The organism is Cupriavidus sp. YR651 (assembly GCF_900101625.1).
Lineage (GTDB): Bacteria > Pseudomonadota > Gammaproteobacteria > Burkholderiales > Burkholderiaceae > Cupriavidus.
The window spans coordinates 1-12,799 of sequence record NZ_FMYZ01000024.1; the positions used below are offsets into that span (position 1 = coordinate 1).

6 protein-coding genes and 3 pseudogenes are annotated in these 12,799 nt (G+C 55.8%); 4 read left to right on the forward strand and 5 right to left on the reverse strand.

The window, feature by feature from the left end:
- A pseudogene (locus BLR29_RS30425) lies at positions 1-503 on the reverse strand (NADP-dependent malic enzyme); the annotation flags it as partial.
- A 1,178-nt stretch (positions 504-1,681) separates the two neighbouring features.
- Positions 1,682-2,863 carry an NO-inducible flavohemoprotein gene (hmpA, locus tag BLR29_RS30430; RefSeq protein WP_092143451.1) on the reverse strand — a complete coding sequence of 394 codons (1,182 nt, stop codon included), beginning with the start codon at positions 2,861-2,863 and terminating at the stop codon, positions 1,682-1,684.
- Positions 2,864-3,043: 180 nt separating this feature from the next.
- Here hmpA and norR point away from each other — a divergent pair, with 180 nt between their 5' ends.
- Together norR and BLR29_RS30440 are read left to right on the forward strand one after the other, a co-directional pair.
- A complete protein-coding gene (gene norR, locus BLR29_RS30435) occupies positions 3,044-4,618 on the forward strand; it encodes a nitric oxide reductase transcriptional regulator NorR (protein WP_092143454.1) in 1,575 nt (524 codons plus the stop codon).
- A 973-nt stretch (positions 4,619-5,591) separates the two neighbouring features.
- Positions 5,592-6,449 carry an SDR family oxidoreductase gene (locus BLR29_RS30440; protein WP_092143457.1) on the forward strand — a complete coding sequence of 286 codons (858 nt, stop codon included), beginning with the start codon at positions 5,592-5,594 and terminating at the stop codon, positions 6,447-6,449.
- A gap of 418 nt (positions 6,450-6,867) precedes the next feature.
- On the opposite strand, the pseudogene BLR29_RS33085 reads toward BLR29_RS30440, so the two are convergent.
- Positions 6,868-7,488, reverse strand: a pseudogene (locus BLR29_RS33085) (DDE-type integrase/transposase/recombinase); the annotation flags it as partial.
- Positions 7,489-7,848: 360 nt separating this feature from the next.
- On the opposite strand from BLR29_RS33085, the gene asd reads away from it, so the two are divergent.
- On the forward strand, positions 7,849-8,775 hold the full coding sequence (gene asd / locus BLR29_RS30450) for an archaetidylserine decarboxylase (RefSeq protein ID WP_176861107.1): 927 nt from the start codon (positions 7,849-7,851) through the stop codon (positions 8,773-8,775).
- Positions 8,776-8,867: 92 nt separating this feature from the next.
- Positions 8,868-9,215 (forward strand): annotated as a pseudogene (locus tag BLR29_RS33090) (aldo/keto reductase); the annotation flags it as partial.
- A gap of 641 nt (positions 9,216-9,856) precedes the next feature.
- Here BLR29_RS33090 and dapA read toward each other — a convergent pair.
- Positions 9,857-10,783, reverse strand: coding sequence for a 4-hydroxy-tetrahydrodipicolinate synthase (gene dapA / locus BLR29_RS30465; protein ID WP_255371526.1), 927 nt, complete (start codon positions 10,781-10,783; stop codon positions 9,857-9,859).
- Positions 10,784-10,864: 81 nt separating this feature from the next.
- Complete coding sequence (locus BLR29_RS30470) at positions 10,865-12,553, reverse strand: nitrite/sulfite reductase (protein ID WP_092143508.1); 1,689 nt, start codon at positions 12,551-12,553, stop codon at positions 10,865-10,867.
- Positions 12,554-12,799 lie beyond the last annotated feature (246 nt).

Sequence of the window (12,799 nt, forward strand, 5' to 3'; positions counted from 1 at the left end):
TTCATCCGTTCGCGCAGCTTGCGCTCCACGTAGAAGCACTCCGGTGCCTTGATGTCTTCCAGGTTGATGCCGCCGAACGTCGGCTCCAGCGAGGCGATGATGTCGACCAGCTTCTCGGGGTCCTTCTCGTCGACTTCGATATCGAAGACGTCGATGCCGGCGAATTTCTTGAACAGGCCGGCCTTGCCTTCCATCACCGGCTTCGAGGCGGCTGCCCCGATGTCGCCCAGCCCCAGCACGGCGGTGCCGTTGGTGATCACGGCGACCAGGTTGCCGCGGGCGGTGTAGCGGAAGGAATTGGCGGGATTGGCGACGATTTCCTCGCAAGCGGCCGCCACGCCCGGCGAATAGGCCAGGGCCAGGTCGCGCTGGTTGGACAGCGGCTTGGTCGGGGTGACGGAGATCTTGCCGGGGGTCGGAAACTCGTGATATTCGAGCGCGGCCTTGCGGAAAGCATCTTTTTCGTCTGTCTTATCTGTGTAATTGGTGGTTGGAGTACTCATATGCCAGATTTAATAGTAATTTGGCCTGAATAAAAGTCGAAATTATGTACGGAGGCATCTAGCGGGCTGCTGAAGTACTCCGCAAAGGGCGTACCTTAGCACCCTGCTCTTGGTTCACGAACCAGATGCAACGGACCCTCGAATCACGAGGCTCCGACGGTTCGATTGCACGGTTTAGCCTTACTGCAACTTTTGACGGATCCGTCTAGGAAAGTCACACGCGCAAGATTGTAGGCGGCCATGTTCATGACGAGAATCTGATTGACCTGATTTATTTCTCGCAAAAACATTACCATGTTGCTCCCGTCTTTGAGGGAGGAAATATTTTCCAGCTCTATTCGCGTCTTAGCCGTAGATAGAAAAAACTACGCTAAATTTTGCGAAATTTATTTTAAATTGGACTAGCGTATCCGTAATGCTTGTTGGTCCATCGCCAGCTCGGCTTGGGTGAAAACGGGGCAGCTGGAACGTTACCGAATCTACCGATAGTTAGGGAGGTACAGTTGCTGCAAAATTCGCCGTATCAGTTCACGCGTCAGCGAATCTACTACCCTGATTCTTTCGTGCCTATCCTTATGCGTCGTCCGTGACAGAAATCTTTGAGCATTTCAGCTCGTCTCGTGGCTGCCGTCGAAGATCGTGCCGGCATCTAAAGCAGCACGGTACTTAGGTGGGCCGTTAAGGAAACATCGCCAACAATGTGCCATGCACAAATCAGTGGCAACTGCTACTTAAAGATTCTCAGTACTAGCTCTAGTCTGTACGGAAAACGGTGATGGTTGTGTAGGGGGGATGCGGTAGTCAGAGGCAGGTGCATGGGACGTGCCAATCACATGTCGCCAGGTCATTGCGACTTTAGCATCACCAGCAAGTTGTTCAAGGAAGCTATCGAGACCCATGCGGCCCTGCAAATATCCTGCGTATTTAAATTGTGAGACGTACATACGTTGATGCGCCATGTACCATATCAATAGTGGCTGTTATCATAAAAATATTTCATATATATAGAATTAATTAGTATCGCTCAGATTCTTTCGATAGAAAAGGCGTGGATGTTCGGGCAAGGGAACCGGCCCCCTTGCAGGCAACCATGACGAACAAGGATCCTGAGCTTTGGAGCTTAAAATTCTTTTCATTCGCAAGGTCGTCTGCATGGGCATGCGGGAAGGTGAAGAAATTTAGCCTTCTAGCGCGCTGGCCGGGCCGAAGAACTCGAAATGCGTCTGGGCCTCCGGTACTCCTAGTTCACGCAGATGACGCTTGATTTGCGCCATAAATGGCTTGGGACCCAGGAAATACGCGTCCAAGTTCCGGTCAGCGGGCAGCCACAACGCCAACTGTTCTTTGGTAGGACGCCCAGTGCCATCGGATTGATCACCCTCCTGTGGCTCGCTGTAGCAGAAAAATTGGCGAAGATTGGAATGATGCGCGGCTAGGTTGTCGACCCAGTCGCGGAATGCGTGGACAGCGCCGTTGCGAGCATAATGAATGAAGTGAATCTTCCGCCCACTTGCCTTGGCTGCATCCAGCATCGGAAGTGCAGGTGTAATGCCAACTCCGGCTGTAATCAGTGCCAAAGGCCGATCCGAATCTCGGAGTACGAATTCTCCAGCTGGGGGAAATAGTTCAATACGGCTACCCTCTTCAATGTGATCGTGTAGGTAGTTGGAAACGCGCCCGCCGGGCTCGCGTTTAACGCTGATACGATAAGTGGAGCCATTGCTCAGTGCAGATAGCGAATAATTTCTACGCACCTCGCCCTCTTCCAGAAACAAGCGAAGGCCAATGTACTGCCCTGGCTCGAAATCGGCAACTTTACCGCCATCCTCCGGCGCGAGATAGAGAGAAATGATTTCGCTACTTTCACGCACCATCCTGGAGACGCGAAATGTACGAGCGCCACGCCAACCACCCGGAGTTGAAGCGTTGGCAGCATAGGCGGATTCTTCAGCCTGGATCAAGATACCGGCAAGCTGGTTGTAAGCCGCCGCCCACGCTGCAATAACGCTGTCGGTTGCGATATCCACTCCAAGAACTTCGCGGATGGCGCGCAACAAGCAGGCTCCAACGATTGGGTAGTGCTCGGGGAGTATTTGCAGTGAGACGTGCTTATTGACAATCTGGTTTACCAGTGGACCTAGATTTTGGAGTTCTTCGATATGTCGCGCGTACATCAAAACACCGTTGGCGAGTGCGCGCTGTTGATCGCTACTAGCTTGGTGTGATTGATTGAATAGAGGCCGAACTTCAGGATGCTCGTTGAGGAGCATACGGTAAAAATGACGGGTCAGATCCTCGCCACCGGTTTCGAGCAGAGGCACAGTAGCTTTGATGATGGCAATTTCGGCGTCAGACAGCATTGAAGTGCTCCAGTAGTTCCTTAGGTTGGAGTGGTGACATCGGTGGCCGATGTCGGCGGATGCTATCTATTAATCAAGCACTGTGCCATGTTTTATTTCATTATTATTCAAGTACTTATAAAGCATTGAGTCATTATGACTATCCTTTGTTGATGGTCCTAAAGACCTTTTGTAGTCCAAATGACAAAGTCTTCTTTTATCGCCGGCTGGATACCTTTGGTTGCGGATCTTTCGCGTGACATGCCGGAACGTGAACGCTACGGGCGGCTGCTCGAAGTAATTCGCCAAGTGTTTCCATGCGATGCCGTCGCTCTTCTGAAGCTGCAGGACGACTATCTGTTGCCACTTGCAGTTATTGGCTTGAGCCCGGACACCCTCGGGCGTCGCTTCCGCGTAAGCGAGCATCCTCGATTTCAGGAGCTTGTGTCGCAAGGTGGCGCGACGCGGTTTCCGTCTGATTGCGGCTTACCCGATCCCTATGACGGACTTGTGGAAGGGCAGCCAACGCGACTCGAAGTGCACGACTGTTTAGGCTGCGCGCTATATTTGCAGGATCAACTCTGGGGATTGCTGACCCTGGATTCGCTAGACCCCGCAAGCTTCGGCAACGTTGATTTGGCGGCCTTGGAGGCTTTTTCTGGCTTGGCGGCCGCCACCGTGATGGCGAATGAGCGGATTGCCGCATTGACCAGTCGGATTGAAGATGAACGCACTGCGGCGGAAGTCTACCGGCATGCGGTCAACCACCTTCAGCCTCGATCACTGGTTGGGCAAAGCGCGGCGCTAAGGCATTTGCAGGGCGAAATTGCTTTGGTGGGCAAGAGCGATTTGACGGTATTGATTGCCGGTGAAACAGGCGTGGGTAAAGAACTTGTGGCGGAAGCAATTCATGCTGCTTCGAATCGCGCCAGACGCCCAATGCTTAGCCTGAATTGTGCGGCACTGCCGGAGAATCTCGTAGAAAGCGAGTTGTTCGGCCATGTGCGTGGCGCCTTCTCAGGTGCAATTAGTGATAGGAGGGGAAAATTCGAGTTGGCGAACGCTGGTACACTTTTTCTGGATGAGGTCGGCGAATTACCGCTAACTGTACAGGCGAAGCTGCTTCGTGTATTGCAGAGCGGACAGCTTCAACGACTTGGGTCCGATCAAGAACATCATGTCAATGTGAGATTAATCGCTGCAACGAATCGAGATTTGGTTGACCGCGTCCGCGAAGGGCTCTTCCGCGCGGATTTATACCACCGCTTGGCCGTATATCCCATCCGCGTACCGCCGCTACGCGAACGCGGGCGAGACGTTTTGCTGCTCGCAGGCACATTTCTTGAGGAGAATCGGAATCGGCTTGGTTTGCGAAGCCTGCGCCTGTCGGCAGAATCGCAGATGGTGCTGCTGAAGCACAATTGGTTGGGCAATGTCAGGGAGCTTGAGCATTTGATCAGTCGAGCGGCTCTCAAGGCGATGGCCGTTCATATGTTGCAACCTGAGCCCACGCGTATGGTTACGATCGACGTAGCAGAACTAGATTTGCCTGGTCAGCCTCCGAATCGTGACGAATTTACGAACCCCGGTTTGGCGGAAGCAGCTAATGCATCGATGAATGTCGGGGGGCTGCGCGACGCAGTAGACGCTTTTCAGCGGCGGCGAATAGAAGAGGCGCTGGAGCGGCATCAGGGTCGGTGGGCCAATGCCGCTCGCGAACTACAGCTGGATCGAGCTAATCTCGCGCGGCTTGCTCGACGCTTAGGAATAAGGTAAGGGCGATCGTTTCGAACCGTGGTTGATTATCTGTGTTATGTCTGGGCCGGTGCGTTTACATTGAGAAACCCACCAAGCGCACGCCCAACTTTAGATCATGTACTGCATGCTCAACTACGTGCAAATCAAATAACTTTCGAATACTCACAAGGGCGAGAGCCGCACCTCAAATAGCACTTTCCCGCGGCGGTCCTCACAGGGTGGGGGTGAGCTCGCTATATTAGCCGGCATAGTATGTGACGCCTCTCGAAAGTCGTCCTTGTGTCAGCTGATGCTCGAGTTGCCAGCCAACCCAATCGGCTTGCCAATGGAGGTGTTTGATGGCCTAGGCTGCGGCGGCGGCCAGAGTAAGAGAGACCAAGCGGTGGTTGGCCGGCTTTTTCGAGCCTGTCGAAAGAGGGAGCTCAGTAATATCGCCGATAGAACTTGAGCGTTACCTCAAACGAACCGTCCCACTTAGGCTGGTCAGAAGGGCCATTCTGCGACCCTCAGTCACCCTGCGGATCGGCGATGAGTCAAAGAAATGGGGCATGTCTGTTCCCGGGTATGGTTCAGAGCCGAGCGCTTCGAGCTCTTGCTTAAAGTCGCACGACTTCAGGACCTTTTGCGCTGCGGCGTTACGTTGCATCACAACAGGTGATGGGGTGTTTTTCGGCAACAAAGCTGCACTAGTTGATGGATTCAAGCCGTGGGAGGCACGACGCCGCGACAGTGGTCACGTTAAGTAGGCACTTGACCCGAGTCTTCGTTGTGACCACGATCGCATGGTTGCGGCCCAAAGTAGCGCGTCGCAAGAATCCGTAGCGGGTCCTTGGTGCGGAGGAGTAGGGCGTCGCATCGATGTTGTCACGGATGTTCTACGCACGCGCTATAGCCCTACTGGAAAAGATGCATATTATTTACATCTTTTGTCGCATGCAGTACATTGCCCTAGCTTTCATTTGGACAACTTGCCTCATTCAGGAGAAGGGCAATGCAAGAAACAGTACTGATTTCCGGAGGCAACTCCGGCATGGGGCTATCGACATCGCTCCTATTGGCTCGGCGAGGATACCGTGTCTTCGCCGGCGCTCGCTCCGATGCGGGGCTGGCAACAATTCGCCAAGAGGCGGGAGAGCAGGAACTACAAGTCACGCCGGTCCGGTTGGACGTGCAGGATACTGGGTCGGTGGCTGCTGCAGTTGATCACGTGCTCGTTACGGCTGGCCGCTTGGACGTCGTGGTAAACAACGCCGGCTTCGGCTTGGTGGCGAGTGTCGAGGATGGCACCGATGAGGAGTTCATCCGCCAATTCGACGTTAATGTCTTTGGGGTGCTCAGACTGATCCGCGCCGCGGTTCCGGCGATGCGGCGGGCAGGGCGGGGCGTTGTCGTGAATGTAGGTTCCTTCCTCGGGCATATGGGCCTGCCGCTGCTGACCCACTACAACGCTAGCAAGTACGCCGTCGAAGGGATTTCTGATTCGCTTCGGTTAGAGCTCTCGCCCTTCGGCATTCGAGTGCATACGGTGGCACCGGGATTGTTCCGAACTGGTTTCGCGAATCGCGGCCTGGCTGCTAACGCCCGCACTACCGCGTCCGATTCACCCTATGCGGATGTGGCCGGTCGATTGCTCCCGTTAATCGCTAATCATATCAATGAGGGCCCCAATCCAAAGGCAGTAGCGGACGCTGTTCTGTATGCCATTGAAGCGCAGGATGCACCGGCCCGCATTCCAGTCGGCGAGGAAGCGCTCCGTGCCGACGACATGAAACGGAATTTGGAGCCCGCCGAGTTTGAAGCCGCCGTACGCCAGCTCTACGGCCTCACGGCTCCAAACCACCCAAAGTAAGCGGTCGAAGAAATCCGCAATTTGGCCCGCAAACGTTTGACATGTGACGAGGTTTGAGCGACCTCTCGACCTTAACTGCGGGCCATTCAGGATGCCGGGCTTGGTTGAGGTCATCGCGGCAGTTCCATGGGCTGCTGGCCACCGGTGCCGCCGATCCGTCGAGCGAGATATGTCCCGCATCGGCCTCGGCCTGGCGCATGCGCACCAGGGCCTGTTGGTAATGAAAAATCTCGAACCTCCTGTTCAAAACTGCCCGCCTGGGAAATGCTCTGGGAGGACGGAAGTTGATAGAAGTTCGAACCCCGGATCCAGCTGGGTGGTGCCTTCACGCCGAAAACGAACTGGCGCCTTCGAGCCGAAAGATTGCCGGCGCCTTTATGCCGAAAACGCTTTGGCTCCTTCACGGCGAAAATTCACAGCCCGTGGCCGGGAACTCCGGCCGGTACTTGGCTGCGCGGAACAGGCTTTCCACAAAGGCAGCTATCATCGCTTGCGCGCGGGGACGCGGATACGAGGGCGTGACGCCCAGCCAATGCAACACTCCAGCGCCGTAGTGGCCTTGAGCGTGGCGCCATTGTCCCCGTGCAGCATTGGCTTGACCGCCAGGGCATGAATGCGCTTGGCCAGTGCCGTGCGCTTGACCAGATGCGCCGTGTGGTCGGTGTCGTCGCGGTCGTTAATCCCGAAGCCCACGATCTTGCGGCTGTACACATCCAGGAGCAGGTACAAATAGAACCAACGCCCGGAAACTTCGGCCGGCAAGTAGGTCAGGTCCCAGCATCGCAGTTGGCGTGGCCCCGTGGCGACGTGCGTGGTGGGCGGACGCTTTGCCGCGGCGCTTGGGCGCGCCCCGGATGCCGGGTCTGTCCATGGGCGCGCAGCACGCAACCCAGCTCGATTCGCTGGCCAGGTACACACCCTCGTCGGCGAGCATGGGCACGATGCGCGCCGGTGGCATTTCGGCAGAGCGCGGTTCGTTGGCAACGGCCGGAATGCAGTCGCGCTCCTCGGTGCTCAGTGCGTGCGCTGGCGTGGGCCGTGGGGGGGAGATCAGACACGGCGCCCGAAGCATCGCCACCGGTCTAATAGCTGTAGTGAAACATAGCGGTTGTGTGTCCTAGTTCAGAGTTTACTGCCGGGACGCAGCAATGGGTTTGCTAGTCGTCGCTGGTATCCATGCACATTGCCAATCTTGCATTCAATTGAATATTGTATGTATAGTTGCTGCTTCCCGTTGGGATTGGGTCCGAAACGCAAACAGGGCATGCATAAGAATGTGACTCGGAGCCTTACTCGGCATGTCCCGAAGGACTAGGGCCACCAAGAGCTTCCGGTACGCCGGAGTCACTGCAAGCAACCTCCTCATTGCGCGGTGCGATCCGGGTATATGTAATCCGAAATGAAGCAAAATCGACCTGAACGCGCCCTATCCAAAGACAGCAGTGACGTCCCAACATTGGTTCCGAGGGACAGGCTGTTCCTCTGCGGCCAATATCTCGCACCTCAACGTCTCGTGTCACGGCTTGCGGGACGGATTGCCTCTTGTCGATTGCCTGTGGTCAAGAACTGGTTGATCTCACGCTTTGTGCGCCGCTATGGCGTGGAAATGCACGAGGCCGTTAAACAAGATCCCTTGGCGTACGATTGCTTTAACGATTTCTTCACTCGTGAACTCAAGTCTGGGGCTCGGCGGTTTGATGATACGCCCGGCGGTGTTCAAAGCCCCGTGGATGGCACGATCAGTTGTCTAGGGGAAATTGCGGACGGCTGCATCATTCAGGCTAAGGGCCACAACTACGGATTGCTCGAACTTCTGGGAGGAGACGCCGAGCGGGCAAGTCCATACGTCGGCGGGCAGTTCGCGACGATCTATCTGTCGCCTAGCGACTATCACCGCGTTCATATGCCGGTTTCAGGCAGATTGCGCGAGATTATCCACATCCCAGGGCGGCTTTTTTCCGTCAACCCGCTGACGGCGCGACATGTGCCACGGCTGTTCGCGCGAAACGAACGCGTCGTGTGTACGTTCGAGACGGAACATGGACCGCTGGCTTTGATTTTGGTCGGAGCTATGATCGTGGCGTCCATTGAGACCATATGGACTGGTCCAGTTACTCCGTCGGACTCGGTCTGGTCTTCCTCTTGGCTTGAAACATCGGCGCATCCGACATTTATAAGACAGGGCCAAGAAATGGGACTTTTTAAATTGGGCTCAACGGTAATCATGCTCTTTGGTCCGAAAACAATTCGCTGGACCAACGCCTGTTCCCGATCAGAATCCGTTCGCGTGGGTCAATTACTGGGCATTGCCGCTGTCTCTCACTAGTCAGCGACGGGAGTGTCTTTCGGCCCTAGAATTTCTTCGCTATGAGAGGGCTGGCAAGGGCAACGGAATCAGTCAGTCTCATGCGCCGGACATTGGGGTGGCTGACCGGAAAGAGTCGCCGGGGACAGCCACGGCCCAAAGACAGCCGGCTCGAAATCGTCGCCGACGCGGCTCCGCCAATCCCGGATGAGCACCTGTTCCGTGTGGTCGATGCGCTGGACCAGTGGCAGTGGAGACTGGGAAGACCGTGCTGCAGATTGCCCTCAACTGACGCCGGCAGCGGCCGACGGTCGGCAGCGTCATCATCGGCGCGCGCAACGAGGCGCAGTTGCCGCAGAACCTGGACGCTGTCGGCTGGAATTTTTCCCCGAGCAGGTCGCCAAACGGGCGCCGCCGGCGCCACCACGCTCGCGTATCCTTACTGGCACCAGCACCCGTGAATGAAGAACCGCAACCCACCAGCGGTCGATTGAGTGGGTGGCTTCTCAATGCGAACTCGCAAGCGGTTTCTACAGGCTGCTTGCGAGGCGGCCTCTGGAGGTGCAGCGCTAATGAGTATCGGATGTGCCGTCGTGGCGACGAGGGCGGCGCCATGGACAATCGCTGACTAGAGCAGGTACTTCCCTGGCAAGGTTCGGCTTCGCGTTCGCATTCGTTTCGGGCATTTCGGCAAAGAGTGAGGGTAGCGCCTTCGCCCATCGCGTCTCCGGCGGATTGCGCCACGCAAGACGGCTCTCCGCGCGCACGTAGAGCGTGCCGATATGTGTGAGGCGCGAATCTGGTTGAATCACGCGGCGGCCGGCATCGTCGATGCCGGCAGCGCCCCAGCTGCTTTGACGAAGCGTCGAGCCTTAGCAGAAATTGCGGCATAGTCACCTGCTTCTGCAGTCGACGTGAGAACCCCGCCGACACCCACGGCCGCTACTCTCCTTACAAGCCAGCCTCCGAACCCAGCACCAAGTAAATCGAGCCTATTCTCTCCTGTCTCCTCGAGCCGGGAACCGAACGGCTCGAGAAATGTGGATCCACACAGAGCATGCCCGTCAGTAGTGTCCACTGCTGGCCACGCGGTGTGAAGGCGCTATTGTGCGGGAAGCTCTACGCCAGCTAGCGCCAGGGCACGAACAAGTACAGATTCCCATTCGCTTCCCAGTGGGGTCAAGGGCAGGCGAAGCGTTCCAGTCATTCGCCCCATTCTCGCAAGGGCCCACTTCACGGGAATTGGATTTGACTGAACAAATAGCGCTTGATTCAGCAGGTACACCTTCCGCGAGATAAGCCTCACCAGTGGGACGTCACCGTTCCTCGCAGCATCGCAGAGTTTTCGCATCAACCCGGGAATTACATTCGCAGTAACAGAAATGTTCCCCTTTGCCCCAAGCAACATAAGGGCTGCAGCGGTCTCGTCATCGCCACTGTACACAGAGAAATTATTGGGGAGCATGTGCAAGAGCTTCGTGCCACGTGCTATATCGCCGGTGGCATCCTTGAGTCCAGCGATTCCCGGGATTTCTGCAAGACGAAGAACGGTATCGTCTGCAAGGTCCACACCAGTACGACCTGGAACGTTGTACACAATGAGCGGAATTTCCACATTTTCCGCGATCTTGCGGTAATGCTGATAGAGACCTTCCTGCGTTGGCCTATTGTAGTAGGGCGTTACCGAAAGGACTGCGTCTGCACCAACATCCTTTGCGTACCTAGTAAGTTCAAGTGCTTCTCTCGTTGAGTTCGCGCCCGTTCCAGCAATGACGGGCAGACGGCCGGCAGCATGCTCGACTACCTCACGGACCATCTGACAGTGCTCCGAGGAATCGAGCGTAGCCGACTCTCCTGTAGACCCCATGACGACCAACGCCGAGGTACCTTCCTCAATGTGCCAGTCCACCATGGCGTGAAGAGTAGCGATGTCTAGCGTGCCGTCGATGTTCATTGGCGTCACAAGGGCAGGAACGCTGCCGGAAACAGGAACTCGAGTGAGCGAGGTAATTCCGAGCGTATTAGTCAATTCGTACTCCTGAGATGGATATTCTTGACGATGAGTGGTAAGAGTCGACGTGTTGTAGCAAGCTGCTGATGGAGGCCGGCCTCATGCCGAAGCGATTGAAGCCAATTCTCTCTTAAGGCGTTCGGCACCAACACGATCGACGACATCGACGAAGCGCTCGGCGTGGCTATCGCGGAGCTCAAGGTAGATCTTGATAAGCCGCTCGACGACAGCCGGTATCTGGTTCTCAGGCAGCGGAATGCCAATGAGTGTTCGAACGGCTACAGTGCCGACGTTGTCACTGCCTGGATCCACCTTCGAGAAGCCAGCGTTTTGATTTCCACCAATACTTACTTGGTACCACCTTTCTCCGGCCTTCTCGAAGCCAACGACTCCGATATGGCCAGTATGGTTGTGGACGCCGAGATCGGAGTTGCTGGCAACGCTCAAGTCGATTTCGCCGATGTCATGGAAGTAGTCCAGAGTATCGATTCGCTCGTGGATCGCGTTGGCGAGTGGGATCGACTCAAAATCTCTCCCTGCCGCGAAGCCGTCGTCGGTACCAACTTGCGAGCCAACATTCGGCGTGGAGAGCCCGATAATCTCGAGTTCGCGCCAGAGATCGTATAAATCAGAGCGACGAACGTCGGTCAGGATGAGATTCCTCTCACGAGAAATACGAAGCTGACCATGCCCGAATTTATCGGCGAGGTCTGCTACAGCTTCCATTTGGTCCGCCGTGATGTCACCTGCGGGTACGTCGCCAGCTCTGAGCGACAAGCTGACAGCGACATAGCCAGGCATCAGATGGCCGTGAACGTTGGATCGCTGCCAATGTGAGTAGCTACGAATCTCCTTCGGACTGGGAGGGCGTGGGAGGTCAACATCTTTCAGATCGGCATACTTTGGCCAACGGAAACGCAATGCGGCGGACATCACATGCGATTCATTGAGGCTGGCGACTCCTCCGCGAATGAGTTGCCACTGTTCTTCGACTTGCTGAGCAAAAACTCCGGGGGGCAGATCTCGAACCAGAGTCTTCAATTGAGGCGTACCCCCGCTGTCTTTGCAACGATGCACGTTGTAGACATGCAGAGTCGCTCGTAGGTAAGTGAGTAGATCCGACCATGCGAGGAACGGCCTGATTAGCGTACCTACTGTGGGCATACGTCCCATATCACCACCCACCCAGATGCGAAAACCGAGGCCTTCGTGTGACCGGACAGCCTCTAGTCCAATATCGTGAGCTCGCACCGCGGCGCGATCAATGGTCGCGCCACTTACCGCAACCCGGAACTTACGAGGTAACTGAGCGAACTCCGCGTGGCGAATTGACCATTGTCGGATTAGTTCGCTCCAGACAAGGGGATTGAGAATCTCATCCCGAGCGATACCGGAAAAGTTGTCCAATGTGAAGTGCCTGATACCGTTAGTGATGCCTTGAGAGGCATACATCTGTACGGCGGCGAGGTCTGCCAGGACATCGGGCGCGTCTTCTAGGCGGATCCAGTTGAATTGAATGCTCTCGCGCGTGTCAAAGTGACCGTAGGCACGGTCCCAACGCCGAGAGATGTCCGCCAGCTTGCGGAGCTGACCGGAACTCAGCATCCCATAAGGAATTGCCACGCGTAGCATCGGCGCGTGACGCTGGATATATATACCGTTCTGTAGACGAAGGCTGCGAAACTCATCGTCACTTATCCCCCCGGACAGGTAGCGTCGAGTTTGGTCTGCAAACTGAACCGAGCGCTCCTTGGCGAGGCGCTGATCACCCTCTTCGTAGATATACACAGAATGCCCTAACATTTGTCTCGCAGGCTCATTCGGGTTCACAAGGGATCCACTGCCGCCTACGATTTCATAGGGAAATTAGCGTAAGGTTGAATTGCTATGAATGACAGCATCAGTCAGACACGGAAGGGGCATAGCAGATCGAGGTGCCGATGGGTGCTTATCGTTTAGCTGAAGACGTTGGAGGATCAGGGAGCGAATTTGTATGTGTGAGTTCACCACCGACCAGCGTCTGGGATGATCTTG